This window comes from Pseudomonas sp. GW821-FHT09D08, assembly GCF_059416305.1.
The window spans coordinates 229,013-250,526 of record NZ_JBWKOX010000005.1; the positions used below are offsets into that span (position 1 = coordinate 229,013).

The 21,514-nt window shown below is 64.4% G+C and carries 20 protein-coding genes; 12 read left to right on the top strand and 8 right to left on the bottom strand.

The genetic code is table 11. From position 1 onward, the window contains the following. Positions 1-183: 183 nt before the first annotated feature. The 6 genes from AC07OP_RS12490 to AC07OP_RS12515 all read right to left on the bottom strand — a co-directional run bounded on the left by AC07OP_RS12490 (position 184) and on the right by AC07OP_RS12515 (position 5,208). The gene (locus AC07OP_RS12490) at positions 184-849 is read right to left on the bottom strand and encodes a response regulator transcription factor (protein WP_032889994.1); all 666 of its coding nucleotides are present in this window, start codon (positions 847-849) and stop codon (positions 184-186) included. Between the two features lie 15 nt (positions 850-864). Further along, on the bottom strand, positions 865-1,413 hold the full coding sequence (locus AC07OP_RS12495) for a PQQ-dependent catabolism-associated CXXCW motif protein (protein ID WP_495101752.1): 549 nt from the start codon (positions 1,411-1,413) through the stop codon (positions 865-867). Between the two features lie 107 nt (positions 1,414-1,520). After that, complete coding sequence (locus AC07OP_RS12500) at positions 1,521-2,312, bottom strand: ABC transporter permease (protein WP_108574199.1); 792 nt, start codon at positions 2,310-2,312, stop codon at positions 1,521-1,523. Next, positions 2,309-3,049: an ABC transporter ATP-binding protein gene (locus AC07OP_RS12505; RefSeq protein WP_495101751.1), complete on the bottom strand. Its 741-nt coding sequence runs from the start codon at positions 3,047-3,049 to the stop codon at positions 2,309-2,311. The genes AC07OP_RS12500 and AC07OP_RS12505 overlap by 4 nt, the downstream gene beginning before the upstream one ends. Further along, positions 3,046-4,005, bottom strand: coding sequence for a YVTN family beta-propeller repeat protein (locus AC07OP_RS12510; RefSeq protein ID WP_027606199.1), 960 nt, complete (start codon positions 4,003-4,005; stop codon positions 3,046-3,048). The genes AC07OP_RS12505 and AC07OP_RS12510 overlap by 4 nt, the downstream gene beginning before the upstream one ends. Positions 4,006-4,035: 30 nt before the next feature. Then, positions 4,036-5,208: an ABC transporter substrate-binding protein gene (locus tag AC07OP_RS12515; protein ID WP_065940184.1), complete on the bottom strand. Its 1,173-nt coding sequence runs from the start codon at positions 5,206-5,208 to the stop codon at positions 4,036-4,038. 168 nt (positions 5,209-5,376) lie between these two features. Between AC07OP_RS12515 and AC07OP_RS12520 the strand changes: the two genes are divergently transcribed. Together AC07OP_RS12520 and AC07OP_RS12525 are read left to right on the top strand one after the other, a co-directional pair. Then, positions 5,377-6,639, top strand: a complete 1,263-nt coding sequence (locus AC07OP_RS12520; protein ID WP_098479984.1) for a sensor histidine kinase — start codon at positions 5,377-5,379, stop codon at positions 6,637-6,639. Next, the gene (locus AC07OP_RS12525) at positions 6,636-7,262 is read left to right on the top strand and encodes a response regulator transcription factor (RefSeq protein ID WP_065948415.1); all 627 of its coding nucleotides are present in this window, start codon (positions 6,636-6,638) and stop codon (positions 7,260-7,262) included. The genes AC07OP_RS12520 and AC07OP_RS12525 overlap by 4 nt, the downstream gene beginning before the upstream one ends. A gap of 18 nt (positions 7,263-7,280) precedes the next feature. Here AC07OP_RS12525 and AC07OP_RS12530 read toward each other — a convergent pair whose 3' ends face one another. Further along, positions 7,281-7,928, bottom strand: coding sequence for a pentapeptide repeat-containing protein (locus AC07OP_RS12530; protein ID WP_115487065.1), 648 nt, complete (start codon positions 7,926-7,928; stop codon positions 7,281-7,283). Positions 7,929-8,188: 260 nt separating this feature from the next. Further along, complete coding sequence (gene exaA, locus AC07OP_RS12535; RefSeq protein ID WP_495101750.1) at positions 8,189-10,081, bottom strand: quinoprotein ethanol dehydrogenase; 1,893 nt, start codon at positions 10,079-10,081, stop codon at positions 8,189-8,191. Between the two features lie 255 nt (positions 10,082-10,336). On the opposite strand from exaA, the gene pedF reads away from it, so the two are divergent. The 10 genes from pedF to AC07OP_RS12585 all read left to right on the top strand — a co-directional run bounded on the left by pedF (position 10,337) and on the right by AC07OP_RS12585 (position 21,377). Beyond that, a complete protein-coding gene (gene pedF / locus AC07OP_RS12540) occupies positions 10,337-10,798 on the top strand; it encodes a cytochrome c-550 PedF (RefSeq protein ID WP_027606205.1) in 462 nt (153 codons plus the stop codon). Positions 10,799-10,801: 3 nt separating this feature from the next. After that, positions 10,802-11,677, top strand: coding sequence for a substrate-binding periplasmic protein (locus AC07OP_RS12545; protein WP_414887538.1), 876 nt, complete (start codon positions 10,802-10,804; stop codon positions 11,675-11,677). A 9-nt stretch (positions 11,678-11,686) separates the two neighbouring features. Next, entirely contained in the window at positions 11,687-12,436 is a 750-nt protein-coding gene (locus tag AC07OP_RS12550; protein ID WP_098479120.1) for a quinoprotein dehydrogenase-associated SoxYZ-like carrier, read from the top strand. 16 nt (positions 12,437-12,452) lie between these two features. Then, positions 12,453-13,385 carry a quinoprotein relay system zinc metallohydrolase 1 gene (locus AC07OP_RS12555; RefSeq protein ID WP_141155453.1) on the top strand — a complete coding sequence of 311 codons (933 nt, stop codon included), beginning with the start codon at positions 12,453-12,455 and terminating at the stop codon, positions 13,383-13,385. A 126-nt stretch (positions 13,386-13,511) separates the two neighbouring features. After that, positions 13,512-15,287: a PQQ-dependent methanol/ethanol family dehydrogenase gene (locus AC07OP_RS12560; RefSeq protein ID WP_495101749.1), complete on the top strand. Its 1,776-nt coding sequence runs from the start codon at positions 13,512-13,514 to the stop codon at positions 15,285-15,287. Positions 15,288-15,408: 121 nt separating this feature from the next. Then, positions 15,409-16,929, top strand: a complete 1,521-nt coding sequence (exaC, locus tag AC07OP_RS12565) for an acetaldehyde dehydrogenase ExaC (RefSeq protein ID WP_495101748.1) — start codon at positions 15,409-15,411, stop codon at positions 16,927-16,929. Between the two features lie 175 nt (positions 16,930-17,104). Then, positions 17,105-17,176 (top strand): pyrroloquinoline quinone precursor peptide PqqA, encoded by a 72-nt coding sequence (gene pqqA, locus AC07OP_RS12570; protein WP_010209364.1) that lies wholly within the window; start codon positions 17,105-17,107, stop codon positions 17,174-17,176. 127 nt (positions 17,177-17,303) lie between these two features. Further along, positions 17,304-18,467, top strand: coding sequence for an alcohol dehydrogenase-like regulatory protein ErcA (ercA, locus tag AC07OP_RS12575; protein ID WP_495101747.1), 1,164 nt, complete (start codon positions 17,304-17,306; stop codon positions 18,465-18,467). Beyond that, positions 18,451-19,827, top strand: a complete 1,377-nt coding sequence (locus AC07OP_RS12580) for an ATP-binding response regulator (protein WP_495101746.1) — start codon at positions 18,451-18,453, stop codon at positions 19,825-19,827. The genes ercA and AC07OP_RS12580 overlap by 17 nt, the downstream gene beginning before the upstream one ends. 71 nt (positions 19,828-19,898) lie before the next feature. Further along, positions 19,899-21,377, top strand: a complete 1,479-nt coding sequence (locus AC07OP_RS12585; protein ID WP_495101745.1) for a DASS family sodium-coupled anion symporter — start codon at positions 19,899-19,901, stop codon at positions 21,375-21,377. The last annotated feature ends 137 nt before the right edge of the window (positions 21,378-21,514 follow it).

The window sequence follows — 21,514 nt, forward strand, 5'->3', positions numbered from 1 at the left end:
GTTCATTCAGGAAGCACGCGTTATCGTTGACGTTTTTCGCGAGCAAGCTCGCTCCTACAGGAGGCGTACGCAGGCAGTAGGGCTTGCCCCGATGGCGGTGGTTCAGCCAAGAAGGTGTTGACTGGTCCACAGCCATCGGGAGCAAGCCCCCTCCCACATTTGATTTGTGTTGTGTCAGACGTGTCAGCGGCGCAGGTACGAGCCGAAATCGATATCCCCGGCACTGAGGATCGCCTGCACCCGGTTATGCACATTCAACTTGCGCAGGATCGCCGACACATGGGCCTTCACCGTGGTCTCGGCAATCTCCAGGGTGTAGGCGATCTGCTTGTTCGACTCACCCTTGGTCATGCGTTCCAGCACCAGCAACTGCTTGCGCGTCAGGGCTTGCAGCAGTTCGGGGGCGAAGCCGGGGTTTTCGTTGAGGCGTCGGTGGGTGCCGGGTTTCTGGGTGCGGATGATGTCCGGCGGCAGGTACACGTTGCCGTTGAGAATCTGTTGAATCGCCTCGGTCATTTGCAGGCGCGGCGAGGATTTGGTGATAAAGCCCACGGCGCCGTAGGTGATGGCTTGCAGCACGATCTGCTTGTCCTGTTCGGCCGAGACGATCACCACCGGAATGGTCGGCGCCTCGTTGCGCAGGTTGATCAGGCCATTGAGGCCATGCATGCCGGGCATGTTCAGGTCGAGCAGGATCAGGTCGAGGTCGTCGTGTTCCTGGGTCAATGCCAGGGCGCTGTCGAGGTCGGCGGTTTCCATCACTTCGCTGCCGGGGAAGCCGTCGCTGATGACGTTATGGATCGCTTCGCGAAACAGTGGGTGATCGTCGGCAATCAGGATTTTGTACATGGCCGTTCACCTTTCTTATTGTGAGGTTTGAAATGGCTCGGGTTGGGCGACCGTCACCGGCAGCTTCGCCGCTTCCCAGGCATCCAGGCCGTCGCGATACCAGTACACAGAGGTATAGCCGAGATTGGCGGCACGTTTTACCGCGTTCCAACTCAGCCAGCAATCGGCGCGGCAGTAGAAGACCAGCGGTCGCTTGAGGTCGCCGCCGCTGTAGGCATACAAGTGGCGCACGAAATAGCTTTGCCACTCCGGCGTCAGGTCGCCGTCGCCGGTGTTGGCCAGCCAGTGGCTGCCGGGCAGGTTGGCGTGGGGCTGGTCTTCGATGAAGCGGCCTTGCAGCCATTGGCGGCGGTACACATCGATCAGCACTGGCGCCGGGGTTTGATCGAGCAGGGTTTGCAGGGCCGCGGTATCGACAATCGTGGCGCCTGGCAGGTGGTCGGGCGTGGGGCTGCGGTACAGGCTGATGCGGTAGCCCTCGGCGGAAAACAGCGGGGTGTCGGCCTGGACGTGGGCGACGAACAGGCACAGCAGCGCCAATAGAGGCAGTCGGGCAGGCAGCATGGCAGGACAATCCTTATCGTTATGCGCGCATTACACGTGAGTCCCGAGCCCTTGGGAATGCGACGATAGACAGGAAAACCAGTACCAAAGTAGTAGTTTTGCCGCCTTCAGCCCTTTTTGCGCAACGCCGCATGCTGGGGATTGAAGGTCAGCACCGCCAACACTGCGAACAGCACGGTCAAACCCAGGCACACCGCCAGGGCCAGGCCGGCGAAGCGTTGGTACAGGGCAAAGCGCACCAGCTCCACGGCGTGGGTAAACGGGTTGACCGCGCACAGCCAGTACAGCCATTCACTGGAGTCGCGCATCTTCCACAACGGGTACAGCGCCGACGACAGGAAAAACAGCGGGAAGATCACGAAGTTCATCACCCCGGCAAAGTTCTCCAGCTGGCGAATCGCATTCGACAGCAGCAAGCCCAGGGCACTCAACATCAAGGCCACCAGCAGCAACGCCGGCAGGGCGACGACCAGCCCCATGGCCGGCGGTTGCACGCCGTACACCCAGGCGATCGCCAGGAACCCATACACCTGCAACAGCGAAATCAGCGCGGTGGCCAACAGCTTGCTGCACAGCAAAAACGTGCGCGGCAACGGGCTGGTCAGCAGCACGCGCATGCTGCCCATCTCGCGGTCGTAGACCATCGACAGCGAGCCCTGCATGCCGTTGAACAGCAGGATCATGCAGGCCAGCCCCGGGACGATGTAGACCTCGTAGGGGATATAGGTGTCGTAGGGTTCGATCACCGAGATGCCCAGCGCCGCACGGAACCCGGCGGCGAACACCAGCAGCCACAGTAACGGGCGCACCAGCGCGCTGAGAAACCGCGTGCGCTGCAACACAAAGCGCAGCCACTCGCGCAGGACGATGCCGCGCAGGCATTGCCAGTAAGCGTTCATGCCGCCGCTCCCGTCGTGGTGGGGCGCGTCAAGCGCGCGAACACGCTGCCCAGGTCGCCGCCTTGTTGCTCGATCAAGGAATCGACTTGCCCACTGGCCACCAGGCGGCCCTGATGCAGGATCATCAAGGCATCGTCGGCCTGTACTTCGTCGAGCAGGTGAGTGGTCCACAGCACGCTGATGCCGTGTTCGCAGCACAGGCTGCGCACGTGCTGGTTCAGGGCCAGGCGGCTGGCGGGGTCGAGGCCGACGCTGGCCTCATCCAACAGCAGCAGGCGCGGCTCATGCAGCAATGCGCGGGCGATTTCCACGCGGCGCCGATGTCCGCCGTTCAGTTCGCGGACTTTTTCCCGGCGCCGTTCGGTGAGGGCCTGGCGTGCCAGTTCGGCGGCGACGCGCAGGTCGGTCTGGCGCCGCGATAAACCATGCAACGCAGCGTGGTAACGCAGGTTCTGTTCCACGCTTAAATCCAGGTCCAGGGTGCTTTGCTGGAACACCACACCCAGTTGTGTAAGGGCCGCACGCGGCGCTTCACGCAGGGAATGACCGCCCACGCGAATGTCGCCGCTTTGCAGGTCATACAGCCGCGTGAGCAGGGCAATCAAGGTGGATTTGCCGGCGCCATTGGGCCCCAGCAACGCCGCAAAGCGCCCCGGCGCCAGGCTGAAACTCACCTCGCACAAGGCCTGCCGCGCGCCATAGGCAAAGCTCAGCTCGCGCACGTCCAAGGCGTTCATGGCGTAACCACCACGCCCCACGGATAACGCCCGACCTTCACCGACTTGATCACCTTGAGGCTGTCCACATCGATCACCGACACATCGCCGCTCACGCCGTTGGTGGCCAGCAACTGTTTCTCGTCCGGGGTAAATGCCATCTGCCACACGCGGCGGCCCACCAACAGGTAGTCGAGGACCTCGAAGGTCTTGGCGTCGATCACCGCCACATGGTTGGCCGGGCCGAGGGCGACAAAGCCGTACTTGCCGTCGGCGCTGAGCTTGATGCCGACCGGCTGGACTTTGTCCGGGTGCACGCCCTTGATCTTGAAGGTCAGGGTCTTGAGGATCGCGCGGCTGGCCACGTCGAGGATGGTCACGGTGCCGCCGATTTCCGCCGAGGCCCACAGCTGCGAGCCATCGTGGTTGAACTCGACGAAGCGCGGGCGCTGGTCCACCAGGGTGCTGTCGGCCAGGGTCTGGGTGCTGGTGTCGATCCAGTGCAGCATGTTGGTGGTTTCGCTGGTGTTCACCGCCCACTTGCCATCCGGGCTCACGGCCATGCCTTCGGGTTCGACGCCGACGTTGATCTGGCCGAGCACCTTGGAGGTCTCGGTGTCGATCACGGTGACCAGCGCGTCGTCTTCGTTGGACACGTACAGCCAGCGGTTATTGGGGTGCAGGGCGAACTGCTCGGGGTCTTTGCCGGAGGGCAGTTCCTTGATGATCCTGCGCGTGGCCACGTCCATCACCTGCACGCGGTCCGAGTCGCTGGCGCAGATGTACAGCAGCTTGTTGTCATGGGACAGCAGCAAGCCTCGCGGGCGCTGGCCGACCTTGAGGGTGTCGGTGACTTGCAGGGTCTGCATGTCGATCAGGCTCAGGCTGTTGTCTTTCTCGTTGGAGACCCAGGCGGTACTGGCCACGGCGTGCCCGGCGGCAAGCAGCAGGGCGCATGGGAGCAGGGTGCGGCGCATGGCGGATTCCTTATTATTGTGGGTAGGCGATCAAGGGAAGCGGCAGGTCACCTCGGGTTTGTCATAGCCCAGGCTGTCCATTTCGTTGGTGGGGTGCAGGAAACCGTCCTGGGGCGAGGTGCTGACCAGCGCGCGGGGCTGCACGATGGGAATCGGCTGGCGCAGTTGGCCGTTCCAGGGGCGGTAGCTGAGCTTGCGGCCCTTGAACCCGTCCAGGGGCAGTTGCTCGCTGATTTCCACTTGGCGGATCGCCATGGGCTCGACCTGGCGCAACTTGCTCACTGCACTGGCGACGCTGCGCACGGCCATCCAGGCGGCGAAGTCACGGTCGTTCATCCAGCGCCCGGCCAGGGCCTCGAAACGTTTCTGCAATTGGGCGGCGCCGTAGGTCTCGACGGTTTTGTGCCAGCCGGTGGGCGTCAGGCCCTGGGTGCCGGCGACGGGGCGCGGGTACCACGTCTGGTAGGGCACGTACTCGCCGAAGTCGCCGCGCTCGTCGGCCACCAGCACCACATCGTATTCGGCGGTCTGGGTGAACAGCGGCATATCCGCCTGGGCGCTGCGGCGTTGGTCGTTATCGAAGCGCCAGGCCTTTTCCGCCACCAGCTGCACGCCGAAGCGCTTGGCGGCACGACGCAGGGCGGCGGCGTAGGCCTGGTCATCCTCGGTGGGGCCGACGATCAGCAGTGCCTTCTGCCATTTGCGCACGACCAGGAACTGCGCCAGCGCATCGGCGAGCATCGCGCGGCTGGGCAGGGTATGCAGCACGTTGCCCAGGCAGTCGCTGCTGCGCAGGCGGTCATCCGGGCTGCCGGCGTTGAACAGCAGGCTGTCGGGCAACGCCGCGCTGAGTTGGCGCAGGCTGGCGGCGGGTGCGTTGATCACGAACAGGCGCAGGCCCTGGGCATGCTGGGCCTGGGCGGCGGCGAGCAGCGCGTCCGGAGTGTCCACCGTAGCGCTGGTCAGGCTGTAGCGCTGGTTGAGAAAGGCGCCGGTGCTGTTGCTATCGATGATCGCCAGTTCAGCACCACGCTGCCCGGCATCGGCAGGCTCGGGAATCACATTCGACAGCAGCGGGCCCGGATCGGGCCGATAACCCAGGTAGCCGATCTGCACCTGCAAGGGCGCTTCGGCGGCCTGGCCGGTGGCGGCCCAGGCGATCGCCAGCAGGCAGATCACGGCGTAGGGGGCGAGCTGGCGCATAGGGCACTCCATGACAGGTAGCGCCAGCATAGGAACCCTGAACGTCGCTGCAAATATGCAGAAAGTAGCGCTGGGGCAGTACCAAGGTAGTAGCCCCGGGTGCGCCGTGGGGTTTTAGCATGGAGCACCACGGGCTCTATCCACAGGAGTGACACCAGCATGCGCGTCTTGTCGGCCTTGTGGCGCATCAACCTATGGGTGTGCGGCTTCTTCATCCTGGTGACCTGCGCCTGCACCGCGCTGTTGCTGCACCAGGCCCTGGCCGATGTGGAGCGCGAGCTGCAATCGGCCGAAGCGGTGGTGCACTACCTGAGCGAAACCGCCGCGCGCGATCCGGCCAGCCTGCAACCCCACCTCACCGCGAGTTTGCGTCATGTGCGTGTGCACTGGCTGGCGAGCGGCGACACCGTGCAAGCGCCGGACGCGGACGGGCTGGACGCCTGGCTTGGGCGCCTGCTGTTTGCCGAGGCGCGGCGCAGTGCCCAGGTGCTGGACTTGCCGGACGGCCGGCGTGTGTCCATCGCTGTCGACCCACGGGATGAAATCGACGAGGTCTGGGACTCCCTGCAACAATTGTTGGGCCTGTGCGCACTGGCTCTGGCCCTGAGCCTGTTGACCATCCGCTGGGCGGTGCGCCGGGGCATGGGCGTGCTGGATGAATTGCTGCGCGCACTGCAACAGGTGTGCGCCGGCCAGCTCAATGTGCGCCTGCGCAGCCAAGGCGCGCCGGAAGCACGCCAACTGGCGCTGCACTTCAACCGCATGACCGACGCCCTGGAGCAGGCGCGCACCGATAACACCCGGCTTACCCAGACCCTGCTGGCGGTGCAGGAGCAGGAGCGCACCCACCTGGCCCAGACCCTGCACGATGACCTCGGCCAATACCTGGCCGGCATTCGCGCCCAGGCCTGCCTGTTGCGCCTGGCCACCGACCAGCCGCACCTGCTGGCGCCCACGGTGGCGCAACTCGAGGATCACTGCGAGCACTTGCAGCAAGGCTTCCGGGCACTGGTCCACGACCTTTATCCGGTGGCCCTGCAACACATGCCGATGGCCGAGGCGTTTGCGCTGCTGGTCACCCAGTGGCAGGCCAGCCATGGCATTCCCTGCCACCTGCAGGTCAGCACCGACCTGCCGCTGTTGCCCGGCGCCAGCAAGACTCATCTGTACCGCCTGCTCCAGGAAGCCCTGACCAACATCCTGCGGCATGCCGACGCCAGCCAGGTGCACGTGCGCCTGCAACATCGCGGTTCGCGCCTGCGCCTGTGGGTGCGTGATAACGGTCGCGGTGCAGACACGCCCCAGCGGCCCGGCGTGGGCCTGTATTCAATGGCCGAACGCGCCCGTTGCCTGGGCGGCGAATTGAAGATCATCAGCCAGCCCGGCGCCGGCTGGGCGTTGGCGTTGAACATGCCGTTGGAGGCCTCATGAATATTCTGTTGGTGGATGACCACGCGGTGGTACGCCAAGGCTATGCCAGCCTGTTGCGTGCGCTGCTGCCGGCCGTTGAAGTGCGCGAGGCGGCCAGTGGCGAAGAGGCGTTGAGCCGGGTCCAGGAAGCGCTGCCGCACCTGGTGATCATGGACTTCGGCCTGCCGGGCATCAGCGGCCTGGAAACCACCCGGCGCCTGCGCCAGCGCCTGCCGCACCTGCGCGTGCTGTTTTTCAGCATGCACGACGAGTTGCCCCTGGTGCGCCAGGCCCTGGAGGCGGGCGCCTCGGGCTACCTGACCAAAACCTCGGCACCCGAGGTGTTGATCGAAGCGGTGCGGCGCATCCTCGACGGTCACGCCTACATCGAACAGGCCCTGGCCACTGAACTGGCCTATACGCCCGGTGATCAACGTTTGCAGGGCATGACCCCGCGCGAGCTGGAAATCTTCCTGATGCTGGCCAGGGGCACGCCGACCCGAGCGATTGCCGACCAGCTGAATATCAGCAGCAAGACCGTGTCCAATCACCTGACCTTGCTCAAGAGCAAATTGCAGGTGAGTTCCCATGCCGAACTGGTGCACCTGGGGATCGACATGGGCGTGGTGCGGGTGGTTGGATAACAGCGTATGCGCGGGGGGCTAGCGATCCCAGGTGGTGGGGCAGTCGATGCAGCCTTCCATATTGGCATCCTGGAAGTTCGCGTAGTGCTGGCGGCTGCCGGTGAGGGTGGCCTGTTCCAGGTTGCTCTCGCCGAACTTGGCTTCCTGCAGGTTGGCATCGCTGAGGTCGGCCCCTTGCAGGTCGGCCTTGCTCAACCAGGTCATTTCCAGGTCGGCCGCACGCAGGTTGGCCTTGTGCATTTTTGCCCCGGACAACCGCGCAAATTGCAGGTAGGCCGCGCTGAGGTTGGCGTTTTCGAACTGCGCACCCTGGGCGAACAGGCCCCAACCCTGGATCGCCATCAGCGTGGCGCCGCTGAAGTCGGCCAGGCGCAGGTTGCTTTGTTGCAGGCTGGCGCGGGTCAGGTTGGCGCCTTGCAGCCGGGCTTTTTCCAGGTTGGCCAGGTCGAGGTTGGCATGGCGCAGATCCGCCTCGCGCAGGTCGGCGCCGGCCAGGTTCATCTTGCTCAAGTCCTGGTTGCGCAGGTTGGCGCCCTTAAGGTTGGCGCCGGGGCATTGGCTGTGTGCGGCGATGGTGCAGCCGTTGATGATCAGCGGCGCATCGTCGCCGTCGTCGGCGTGGGCCACGGGCAGGCAGAGCAGGAGTAACAAGGGCAGGTAGTTCATCGTACGACCTCTGGGGATCCTGTGGTGAGCGGGCTTGTTGTGGTGAGGGCCTTGCTGTGGTGAGTGGGCTTGTTGTGGTGAGCGGGCTTGCTGTGGTGAGCGGGCTTGCCCCGCGCTCGGCTGCGCAGCAGTCGTAAACCCTGAGCGCACGGAGGTGCTGGAGGAATGCCGGGGCCGCTTCGCAGCCCTGCGCGGGGCAAGCCCGCTCACCACAAGGGAAGCCGCTTGCTGCAAAAAGCGGCCCGGCATTCTCGCGGGGGTTATTTTTGCGCGGTCTTCTGATCCCAGCTCGGGATCTTGAACACCCAGAACGACCCGCCTTGTGCCACCGGCTTGGTCAGCTCGGCCATGTCGCCGCCCCACAATGGCACCGCGCCGCCGTAGCCGACGGTGACGCCGACATACTGCTCGCCATCCTGTTCCCAGGTGATCGGCGGCGAGACGATGCCGCTGCCGGTCTGGAACTTCCACAGCTCCTTGCCGGTTTTCGCGTCGAAGGCCTTGAAGAAACCGTCGCCTGTACCGGTAAACACCAGGTTGCCCTTGGTCGCCAATACGCCGGCCCACAGTGGCAAGGCTTCCTTGTGCTCCCACACCACCTTGCCGGTAGTCGGGTTCATTGCCCGCAGGGTGCCGACGTGGTCGTCATACATGCGCTTGATGCGAAAACCCATGCCCAGGTACGCCGAGCCTTTCTTGTAGTTGACCTCTTCGGTCCAGTATTCCTCTTTCCACTGGTTGCCTGGGATGTAGAACAGGCCGGTGTCCTGGCTGTAGGCCATAGGGTTCCAGTTCTTGCCCCCCAGGAACGGCGGCGAGACCTCCACCGGCTTGCCTTTGGTTTCACCCGGCAAGGGCTTGGCCGGACGCTGGCCTTCGTTCTCCACCGGACGCCCGGTCTTCAGGTCGATATGGCTCGCCCAGGTGATGTTGTCGACGAACGGGAAGGCGTTCTGCAGCTTGCCGTTGTTGCGGTCCACCACATAGAAAAAGCCGTTGCGGTCAGCGTGGCCGGTGGCCTTGACCACCTTGCCGTCCTTGTCCTTGTAGTCGAACAGCACCAGCTCGTTGTTGCCGGAGAAGTCCCAGGCGTCGTTGGGGGTGTGCTGGTAGAACCACTTCACTTCGCCGGTGCTCGGGTCGACGCCGACCTGGCCCGAGGTGTAGAGGCTGTCGAAATCGTGGGGGTTGCCGTCCTTGGCGGTGCGCGCCCAGGTGTTCCACGGGCCGGGGTTACCGGCGCCGACGATGATCGTGTTGGTCTCGGCATCGAAGCTCGCGCTCTGCCAAGGGGCGCCACCGCCGTGGCTCCAGGCCTCGACCTTGCCGGTTGCGGTGGTCGGGTCATCCGGCCACGAAGGCGCCTTGACGTCGCCGGTGGTGGTGCTGTCCTTGCTGTTGAGGCGGCCCATATGGCCTTCCACGAACGGGCGCATCCACACTTCTTCACCGGTGTCAGGGTCGCGGGCAAACAGCTGGCCGACCACGCCGAACTCATCGCCGGAGCTGCCGTGGATCAACAGCACCTTGCCGCTGACCTTGTCTTTGATCAGCACCGGGGCGCCGGTCATGGTGTAGCCGGCGGCGTGGTCGCCGAACTTCTTGTTCCACACCACTTTGCCGGTGTGCTTGTCGAGGGCGATCAGGCGCGCGTCGAGGGTGCCGAAGTAGATCTTGTCGCCGAAGATCGCCGCACCGCGGTTGACCACATCGCAGCATGGGCGAATGTTGTCGGGCAGGCGGTGGTTGTAGGTCCACAGGCGCTTGCCGGTCTTGGCGTCGAGGGCGAACACCCGGGAATAGGAGCCGGTGACGTAGACCACGCCGTCGCTGACGATGGCCTGGGATTCCTGGCCGCGTTGCTTCTCATCGCCAAAGGAATAGGACCAGGCTGGGGTGAGCTTGAACACGTTCTTGTCGTTGACCTGGGCCAGCGGGCTCCAGCGCTGGGCGTTGGTACCCATGCCGTATTGCAGCACGTCCTGGGTGGTCAGGTGGTCGTTGGCGATGTCTTCCCAGGTGACATTGTGCGTCGGCTTGGCGGGTTCGGCGGCCGCGAACGTTACGGCACTGAGGGACAGGCTGCCCACCAGCACGAAGGCTTGCACGGCAAGGCTTAAAGGTGAGCGGGCGGGTAGCGATCTTATTGTCATGGTTGCAGTTCCCAGTGGAGGTTTTGGCCTGCACAGGGTGGAACGCCGGGGCGCCGGGCGGATACGGAAAAACTCCCGCTGTGGCCGGGAAGACTTCCCGAGGCGCCGCTGTTTTAGGCGTGCCCCACAAGCCCTACTACCAAGGGAGGAGAGGGCGGCCACCAAAGCAGCATACGGCCCATGCCCCGGGGTTTCTAAGATGGTTGCCATAGCCTCTGCAATGAGGTTTTGCGTGCAATCCTGAGGGCAAAAATAATGACAACAAAACACAATGCCTTGCTCGTCGCCGGGCTGTTGGTCGGTGTGATCGCCGGGGGCTCCGCCTGGGCCCATGGCAACGTGGTCCCGCAAGCGGTGGAAACCAAAGGCCTGACCTCGATCAAGGACGCCGGCGTACCGGTCAACGAAGATGGCTGGGCGGCGGTCAATCCGTACCGCACCTCGCCTGAACACGACCGCGCCGTGGAAATCGGCTCGTCCGCCTACAACCAGAACTGCGCCGCCTGCCACGGCCTGGAAGCCAAGTCCGGCGGCATCGCCCCCGACCTGCGCATGCTCGATGTGGGCGAAGCCGGTGATGAGTGGTTCGTCGAGCGCGTGCGCCATGGCGCGGTGCGTGACGGTCGCGTGTACATGCCGAAAATGGCCGACTACCTGAGCCAGGAAGCCTTGTGGGCCGTGCGCACCTACCTGGACAGCGTGCACGTCGAGGAGTAAGCCATGCGCCTGTTCGCTTATGTGCTTGGCCTGGCCCTGCTGTGTTGCCAGCCGGCACAGGCGCAGGTGCGCAGCTATGACCAGATGATCGCCGCTGGCGAAATCAACGTGGCGGTGTACAAGGACTTTGCCCCTTACAGTTTCGAAGATGGCGCCACCGCGCGCGGGGTCGACGTGGAACTGGCCCAGGCCCTGGCCACGGCGCTGGGGGTACGGCTCACGTTGATCTGGGCGCCGGCCGGCGAGAAGCTCGACGACGACCTGCGCGACTACATCTGGCGCGGCAGCCCGCTGCACAACCAGCAACTGGCCGACCTGATGATGCGCGCGCCCTACGACCGCGATTACGCACAAAAGCGCAACGACCAGGGCGAACTGGAAAACGGCCATGTGGTGATGTTCGGGCCGTACCAGAACGAACAATGGCAGGTGGCCTACGATCGTCGGCGCCTGGACACGGTCGCCAGCGTGGCGGTGTTCGAGCAGCACCCGATTGGCGTCGAAGTCGACAGTGTGCCGTCGTTCTACCTCACCTCGGTGTTCAACGGCATGCTCGCCGCCAGGACCCATCACTACCCTGACGTACCCCAGGCCTTTGCGGCGATGAAAGCCGGTGAGGTCGATGCGGTGATGGCGATGCGCGGCGAAGTCGATTGGCAGGTGCATGAAGCCCACGACCCGCAACTGGCCCTGGCCGAAAACGCCTACCCGAACATGGGCAAGCAACGCTGGGAGATCGGCATGGCAGTGCACGAGAGCAATCGCCAGTTGGCCTACGCGGTGGAAGAGGCGCTGGAAGGCCTGATCCGCGACGGCGCGGTGCAAGCCATCTATGCCCGTTACGGCCTGCAGTACGAAGTGCCCGAGATGTATCAATAGGAGCAGGGGATGAACTGGCGACTGAGCTGCATCCTGGCCTGCTGGCTGCCGCTGGCGGCGCACGCCGTGGAGGTCGACCCGGTGCCGTCGGTGATGTGGGACTTCTATCACAAGCAGTTCCTGGCGCAGGCGCCGTTTGTGTTCGACGACCGAGTCAAGCTGCTCGCGCCGCCGTTCGCCGAAGATGCGCGCCAGGTGCCGCTGGAAATCGATGCTCGAGCCTTCAGCGGCCATGTGGTGAAGATCCTCGCCTGGGCCGAGCTCAACCCGTTGCCGAAAATCGTCGACTTCCAGCCCAAGGCCGGGGTGCTGCCGTGGCTGTCGCTGCGGATTCGTATCGAGCAGGCCACGCCGTTGCGGGCGGCGGTGCTCACCGATGACGGCCTGTGGCATGTGGGTTCGACCCTGATCGACGCGGCCGGTGGCGGCTGCACCGCGCCCAGCGTGGTACGCACCCAGCCGGGCTGGGAAGAGCACATCGGCGAAGTGCTCGGCGGCCGTTATCCGCGTGGCGAGTTCAGCCGCGTACGTGTGCAGGTGGCGCACCCGATGGACAACGGCATGGTCAGCGGCATCCCCGAGTTTTTTATCAACCATGCGCAACTGCGCGGCCAGGACGGCCAGGTGCTGGCTGATCTTGAGCTGTTCCCGGCGGTCAGCGAAAACCCCAACCTGGCCTTTGATATCGCCGCGCCGGGGCCCACCCGCCTGGTGCTGCGCGACAACAGCGGCAATGAGTTCGACGCGGCCATCCCCTGACCAGAAGGAGCGCGGCATGCGCTGGATTCTATTGTTATGCCTGGGCCTGAGCCTGCCCGCCCTGGCGGACCTCGACTACGCCCTCAAGCCCCGGCTGATCGCCGACGACACCTGGCTGCTCGAAGGCAGCACCGACAATTTTGCCAAGGCCAACGGCGGCAATATCGTCAACACCGCCTTTATCGTCACCGAGGCCGGCGTGGTGGTGATCGACACCGGACCGTCGCGGCGCTACGGCGAAGCCATGCGCGAGGCCATCGCCCGTGTCACCCCCAAGCCGGTGATCCAGGTGCTGATTACCCATCATCACCCTGACCATGCGCTGGGCAACCAGGCCTTCAAGGACGTGCCCATCGGCGCCCTGGCCGAGACCACGCGGCTGCTGCACGAGCAGGGCGACGGCATGGCGGAAAACCTCTACCGCATGGTCGGCGACTGGATGCGCGGCACCGAGGTGGTGTTGCCCACCCAGGTGCTGCAGCCCGGTGTGCTGAGCGTCGGCCGCCATGACCTGCGCCTGCTCGCGCTCAGCGGTCACACCGGCGCCGACCTGGCGATCTTCGACCAGAGCACCGGCGTGCTGTTTGCCGGCGACCTGGTGTTTTACCAGCGCGCGCTCACCACCCCCAACAGCCCGGGGCTGGCGGTGTGGCTGGCTGACCTCGGCACCCTGCAAGCCTTGCCCTGGACCCTGATCGTGCCCGGCCATGGCCCGGTGGCCAGCGACGCGCAACCCTTTACGCAGATGCGCGACTACCTGACCTGGCTCGATCAACTTTTGCATGACGGCGCCGCCCAGGGCAGCGACATGGCCGAGATGATCCGCAGCCCCATCCCCGCACGCTTCGCGGCGATCAGCCTGAGCCGCTATGAACTGATCCGCAGCGTCAGCCACCTGTACCCGCGGTACGAGCGCGAACAGATGCAACGCGTGGATTCGCCGCGCTGACCCGCTACTAAGGAACTAGCAAACTCGATACTGCGGTCAATTGTGACAACGGCCCCTGCGCCCAAGAATCTGCACCAGACCGGGAAAATTTCCCGGGTATAACAAAAAACCGCAGAGGTAGCCGTCATGACCCAACCCGCACGTCGCCAACCCTTCGCCTTGAGTGTGTTGCTCGGTGCCATCCTGTTATCCGGCCAGGCCATGGCCTCGGTCAGCGATGAGGACATCCTCCAGGACCCGAAAAACCCCGGGCAGATCGTCACCAACGGCCTGGGCGTGCAGGGCCAGCGCTACAGCCCCCTCGATAGCCTGAACGTCGACAACGTCAAGGACCTGCGCCCGGTCTGGGCGTTTTCCTTTGGCGGCGAGAAGCAGCGTGGGCAACAGGCGCAGCCGATGATCAAGGACGGGGTGATGTACCTCACCGGTTCCTACTCGCGGGTGTTCGCGGTGGATGCGCGCACCGGCAAGAAGCTCTGGCAGTACGATGCGCGTCTGCCCGATGACATCCGCCCGTGCTGTGACGTGATCAACCGTGGCGTGGCGCTGTACGGCGACCTGGTGTTCTTCGGCACCCTCGACGCCAAGCTGGTGGCGCTGAACAAAGACACCGGCAAAGTGGTGTGGAGCAAGCAGGTCGCCGACCACAAGGAAGGCTACTCGATCAGCGCCGCGCCCCTGGTGGTCAACGGCAAGCTGATCACCGGCGTGGCCGGTGGCGAATTCGGCGTGGTCGGCAAGATCCAGGCCTATGACCCGAAAAACGGCGAGCTGCTGTGGAGCCGCCCGACGGTCGAAGGCCATATGGGTTATGTCTACAAGGACGGCAAAGCCGTGGAAAACGGCATCTCCGGCGGCGAGGCGGGCAAGACCTGGCCGGGCGACCTGTGGAAAACCGGCGGCGCCGCACCGTGGCTGGGCGGCTACTACGACCCGGAAACCAACCTGCTGCTGTTCGGCACCGGCAACCCGGCGCCGTGGAACTCGCACCTGCGCCCCGGCGACAACCTCTACTCGTCCTCGCGCCTGGCGCTGAACCCGGACGACGGCACCATCAAGTGGCACTTCCAGAGCACGCCCCACGACGGCTGGGACTATGACGGCGTCAACGAGCTGATCTCCTTCAACTACACCGAAGGCGGCAAGGAAATCAAAGCGGCAGCCACCGCCGACCGCAACGGCTTCTTCTATGTACTCGACCGCACCAACGGCAAGTTCATCCGTGGCTTCCCGTTTGTCGACAAGATCACCTGGGCCAGCGGCCTGGATAAGGACGGTCGACCGATCTACAACGAAGCCAGCCGCCCAGGCGCGCCGGGCAGCGAAACCAAGGGCACCTCGGTGTTTGTCGCGCCGGCGTTCCTCGGTGCGAAGAACTGGATGCCGATGGCCTATAACCGCGACACCGGGCTGTTCTATGTGCCGTCCAACGAGTGGGGCATGGACATCTGGAACGAAGGCATCGCCTACAAGAAGGGCGCGGCGTTCCTTGGCGCCGGCTTCACCATCAAGCCGCTGAACGAAGACTACATCGGCGTACTGCGCGCCATCGACCCGAAGACCGGCAAGGAAGTCTGGCGCCACAAGAACTTCGCGCCGCTGTGGGGCGGGGTGCTGACCACCAAGGGCAACCTGGTGTTCACCGGCACGCCGGAAGGCTTCCTGCAGGCGTTCAACGCCAAGACCGGCGAGAAGGTCTGGGAATTCCAGACCGGCTCCGGCGTGCTCGGCTCGCCTGTGACCTGGGAAATGGACGGCGAACAGTACGTCTCGGTGCTCTCCGGCTGGGGCGGCGCCGTGCCGTTGTGGGGCGGTGAAGTGGCCAAGCGCATCAAGGACTTCAACCAGGGCGGCATGCTCTGGACCTTCAAGCTGCCCAAAGAGCTGGTCGCCAAGCACTGAAACTACGACCAAATGACAAGTGCCCCCCTGCCAACGGCGCATTCGCCCGCCAGCGGGGGCTCTTTACTATCGGGTCATCGCCTGTTGACCGACAGGCCCGGACCCAGACAGAGGCTTTAACATGATCTACGCACAACCTGGCACCCCTGGCGCCATCGTCAGCTTCAAGCAGCGCTACGGCAATTACATCGGCGGCGAGTTCGTCGCCCCGCTCAGTGGTGAGTACTTCACCAACACCTCGCCGGTGACCGGTGAAGTGATCGCCGAATTCCCGCGCTCCAACGCCGCCGATATCGACAAGGCCCTTGACGCTGCCCATGCCGCCGCCGACGCCTGGGGCAAGACTTCGCCCCAGGATCGCTCCCTGGTGCTGCTGAAAATCGCCGACCGTATCGAGCAGCACCTCGACGTGCTGGCCGTGACCGAAAGCTGGGACAACGGCAAGGCCGTGCGCGAAACCCTCAACGCCGACGTGCCCCTGGCCGCCGACCACTTCCGCTACTTCGCCGGCTGCATCCGCGCCCAGGAAGGCGGCGCCGCCGAGATCAACGAACACACCGCGGCCTATCACTTCCATGAGCCATTGGGCGTGGTCGGGCAGATCATTCCGTGGAACTTCCCGCTGCTGATGGCCGCCTGGAAACTCGCCCCGGCCCTGGCCGCCGGTAACTGCATCGTGCTCAAGCCGGCCGAGCAGACGCCGCTGTCGATCATGGTGTTTGCCGAGTTGATCAATGACCTGCTGCCACCGGGCGTGCTGAATATCGTCCAGGGCTTTGGCCGCGAAGCCGGGGAGGCGCTGGCCACCAGCAAGCGCATTGCCAAGATTGCCTTTACCGGCTCGACCCCCATCGGCGCGCACATCATGCATGCGGCCGCCGAGAACCTCATTCCCTCCACCGTGGAACTGGGCGGCAAGTCGCCGAACATCTTCTTCGAAGACATCATGCAGGCTGAGCCTGCGTTCATCGAAAAAGCCGCCGAAGGCCTGGTGCTGGCGTTCTTCAACCAGGGCGAAGTGTGCACCTGCCCGTCGCGGGCGCTGGTGCAGGAGTCGATCTACGACGACTTCATGAAAGTGGTGATGAAGAAGATCGTCAAGATCAAGCGCGGCAACCCGCTGGACACCGAGACCATGGTCGGCGCCCAGGCGTCCGAGCAGCAATACGACAAGATCCTCTCCTACCTCAAGATCGCCCAGGAAGAGGGCGCCGAGCTGCTCACCGGCGGCGCGGCCGAGCGCCTGGAGGGCGACCTGTCAAGCGGTTACTACATCCAGCCGACCCTGCTCAAGGGCCACAACAAGATGCGCGTGTTCCAGGAAGAAATCTTCGGCCCGGTGGTGGGGATCACCACCTTCAAGGACGAAGCCGAAGCCCTGGCGATTGCCAACGACAGCGAATTCGGTCTCGGCGCCGGGCTGTGGACCCGCGACATCAACCGCGCCTACCGCATGGGCCGGGCGATCAAGGCCGGCCGCGTATGGACCAACTGTTATCACCTGTACCCGGCGCATGCGGCGTTTGGCGGCTACAAGAAGTCGGGCGTGGGGCGTGAGAACCACAAGATGATGCTCGATCACTACCAGCAGACCAAGAATTTGCTGGTGAGCTACGACATCAATCCGTTGGGTTTCTTCTGATTCCAACTTGAAATGCAATCAAGTGTGGGAGCAAGCCCCCTCCCACATTTTGCTCCCTGTACATTCGCGACTAATGCAGTGCGGCATTTACTTCGAAAGTAGCATTCGCACCCCCATCCCCCCATGCATTAATGCCTTCACCGGAATCTTCCGGCACAACAAGAGGACTCTCCCCATGTGGACCAAACCCGCCTTCACCGACCTGCGTATCGGCTTCGAAGTGACCATGTACTTCGCCAGCCGCTGATCCATCTCCGGCCAGCCTCGCGCTGGCCGGTGTCCTATTGGGAATGACCCTTTGGTCTGATTGCAAACGCCTGGGAATGGGTTAGTGTGGAGCGCATCTCCCCAAAATAATAACAACAGGCTTTCCAATGAGCCCCAATCTGAGCCTCCTGCGTAAATTCGTCTCGCCTGAAATCATCTTCGGTGCCGGCTGTCGGCACAACGTCGGTAACTACGCCAAGACCTTTGGTGCGCGCAAGGTGCTGGTGGTCAGCGACCCCGGTGTGATCGCCGCCGGATGGGTCGCCGATGTGGAAGCCAGCCTGCAGGCCATCGGCATCGGCTACTGCCTGTACAGCGCCGTGTCGCCCAACCCGCGCGTCGAGGAAGTGATGCTCGGTGCCGAGGTGTACCGGGAAAACCATTGCGACGTGATCGTGGCCATCGGCGGCGGCAGCCCCATGGACTGCGGCAAGGCCATCGGCATTGTGGTCGCCCATGGGCGCTGCATCCTCGAGTTCGAAGGCGTGGACACCATCCGCGTGCCGAGCCCGCCGCTGATCCTGATCCCCACCACCGCCGGCACCTCGGCGGATGTCTCGCAGTTCGTGATCATTTCCAACCAGCAGGAACGCATGAAGTTCTCCATCGTCAGCAAGGCGGTGGTGCCGGATGTGTCGCTGATCGACCCGGAAACCACGGCGAGCATGGACCCGTTCCTGTCCGCCTGTACCGGCATCGACGCGCTGGTGCATGCGATCGAGGCATTCGTGTCCACCGGCCACGGCCCGCTGACCGACCCCCATGCGCTGGAAGCCATGCGCCTGATCAACGGCAACCTGGTGCAGATGATCGCCAACCCCGGCGATATTGCCCTGCGCGAGAAGATCATGCTCGGCAGCATGCAGGCGGGGTTGGCGTTCTCCAATGCGATCCTCGGCGCGGTGCATGCCATGTCCCACAGCCTCGGCGGGTTTCTCGACCTGCCCCACGGCTTGTGCAACGCGGTGCTGGTGGAACACGTGGTGGCGTTCAACTACAACTCGGCGCCGGAGCGCTTCAAGGTGATTGCCGAGACCTTTGGCATTGACTGCCGGGGGCTCAACCATCGGCAGATTCGCGGGCGGCTGGTGGAGCATCTGATTGCGCTGAAGCACGCCATCGGCTTCCATGAAACCCTCGGCCTGCATGGCGTGCGCGTGGCGGACATTCCGTTCCTGTCCCAGCATGCGATGCACGACCCGTGCATCCTCACCAACCCGCGCGAGTCCAGCCAGCGTGATGTCGAGGTGGTGTATGGCGAAGCGCTCTGACGACCAGCAACAGGCCCTCGCCGGTCTGTTGGGCCTGGGTAATCACTCGGCGCGCAAGAGCCACTACCCGGAACTCACCGCGCGTCTCGACGAGCTGGAGGCCGAGCGCAACCGCTATATCCGTCTCAACGATGAGCTGGAGCAGCGCGTGGCGGCGCGCACCGATGAACTGCTGGAAGCCAACCGCAACCTGCAACAGCAGATCGCCCAGCGCGAGCAGGTCGAGCAGGAACTGCGCGATGCCCGCGATGCCGCCGAGGCCGCCAACCGCAGCAAGGACAAATACCTCGCCGCCGCCAGCCATGACCTGTTGCAGCCACTCAACGCCGCGCGACTGCTGGTCTCCACCCTGCGCGAGCGCAACCTGCCCAGCGTCGAACAGGTGCTGGTGGAACGTACGCACCAGGCCCTGGAAGGCGCCGAGGATTTGCTCACCGACCTGCTGGATATTTCGCGGCTCGACCAGGCGGCGGTCAAGCCCGATGTGGCGCTGTATCGCCTGGATGAGCTGTTTGCGCCGCTGGTCTCGGAGTTCCAGTCGGTGGCGCTGGCGGCCGGGCTGAACCTGCGCGCGCGTACCGGACATTACGCGATTCGCACCGACCTGCGCCTGGTGACGCGGATCCTGCGCAACTTCCTCAGCAACGCCTGTCGCTACACCGACGAGGGCTGCATCCTGCTCGGCGCGCGCCGCCGTGGCGATCGCCTGCGCCTGGAAGTGTGGGACACCGGGCGCGGCATCGCGGCCGACCGCCTCGACGCGATCTTCCTTGAATTCAACCAGCTCGACGTCGGCCGTGCCTCGGACCGCAAAGGCGTAGGGCTGGGCCTGGCGATTGTCGAGCGCATCGCCGAGATCCTCGGCTACCCGGTGGCAGTCCGTTCGTGGCCGGGGCGCGGCTCGATGTTCAGTATCGAGGTGCCTATCAGCGAAGAGATGCCCCTGGCGATCAGCCAACTGCCGTCGCAACCGAGCACGGGCAACCCGCTGCCGGGAAGGCGCCTGCTGGTGATCGACAACGAGGTGAGCATCCTCGACAGCATGCGTGCGCTGCTGGCGCAGTGGGGCTGCGAGGTGATTACCGCCACCGACCAGGCCGGGGCGTTGCTGGCGTTGCAGGGCAGGGCGCCGGAGCTGATCCTGGCCGACTACCACCTCGACCATGGGGTGGTGGGCTGTGCGGTGGTCAAGCACCTGCGCGAGCATTTCGCGCAGAACATCCCCGCCGTGATCATCACCGCCGACCGTACCGACCAGTGCCGCCGCGCGCTGCGCCGCCTGGACGCGCCGTTGCTGAACAAACCGCTCAAGCCCGGCAAGTTGCGGGCGGTGTTGAGCCAGTTATTGACCTCGGGTTGATACCCGTCAACACCTGTTGCGGCGCTTTGCCCCATGCTGCCTCCCTGATTCAGAGCCCGACGGAGCCCGCCATGAACGCCCCCGCAACAACCGCAGCCTCTTTCAAGTTGCCCCTGGGCCTGGTGATCGGCGTACTGGTGATGGTCGGCGTGCTGCTGTTGCCGCTGCCCGCCGACCTGCCGGTGGCCGGGCAGCGCATGCTGGCGATCCTCGCGTTTGCCGTGGTGGTGTGGATCACCGAGGCGGTGTCCTATGAAGCCAGCGCGATCATGATCACCTCGCTCATGGCGTTTTTGCTCGGCACCGCGCCGTCGCTGCAAGACCCCACGCACCTGATCGGCTCCAGCCCGGCCATCAGCATGGCGCTTACCGGCTTTTCCAACCCGGCACTGGCCCTGGTGGCGGGCGCGTTGTTCATTGCGGCGGCCATGACCCACACCGGCCTGGACCGGCGTATCGCCCTGGTGACCCTGACCCGCGTCGGCACCAGCACCCGCGGCATTCTGCTCGGGGCGATTGCGGTCACAATCCTGCTCAGCCTCGTCGTCCCCAGCGCCACTGCACGCAGCGCCTGTGTGGTGCCGATCATGATGGGCGTGGTCGCCGCATTTGGCGTGGACAAGCGCTCCAACATCGCCGCCGGCCTGATGATCGTGGTGGCCCAGGGCACCAGCATCTGGAACGTCGGCATCCAGACCGCCGCCGCGCAAAACCTGCTGACCGTGGGCTTCATGGACAAGATGCTCGGCCAGCGCGTGTCGTGGATCGACTGGCTGATCGCCGGCGCGCCGTGGGCGGTGATCATGTCGGCGGTGTTGCTGTTCCTGGTGATCAAGCTGCTGCCGCCGGAAACCGACAGCATCCCCGGTGGCAAGGAGGCCGTGACCCAGTCCCTGGTGGACATCGGCCCGATGACCGGCCCGCAGAAACGCTTGCTGACGGTGTCGGTGCTGCTGCTGTTGGCGTGGGCCACGGAAGGGCGCCTGCACCCGTTTGACACCACCTCGACCACCTACGCCGGGTTGGTGTTCCTGCTGCTGCCGGGCATCGGGGTGATGACCTGGAAAGATGTGCAATCGCGCATTCCGTGGGGCACGGTGATCGTGTTTGGCGTGGGCATCAGCCTCGGTACCGCATTGCTGACCACCCAGGCCGGGCAATGGCTGGGGTCCCAGGTGGTGGCGCACACCGGCCTGGATCAGGTCGGGCCGCTGGGGGTATTTGCGATCCTGGGGGCGTTTCTGATTGTGATCCACCTGGGCTTTGCCAGCGCCACGGCACTGACTTCGGCGTTGTTGCCGATATTGATTGCGGTGCTGCAGACCTTGCCGGGGGAGTTCAACCGCTTGGGCATGACCATGCTGTTGGGGTTTGTGATGAGCTACGGGTTTATCCTGCCGATCAATGCGCCGCAGAACATGGTGTGCCTGGGGACCGGGACGTTTACGGCGCGGCAGTTTGCCAAGGTGGGGATCCTGGTGACGTTGATCGGGTATGGGTTGATGTTGGTGTTTGCGGCGACCTACTGGAGCTGGCTCGGTTGGATCTGATGTGAAATGCGCTTGTGGATGCCCATGAGATCCACTGTGGATGTGGTGAGCGGGCTTGTCCCGCGCTGGGCTGCTCGGCAGCCCCAAAACCAGCCACTGCGCAATATCGGGTACACCCCATTCGTCCTTCATTGGGG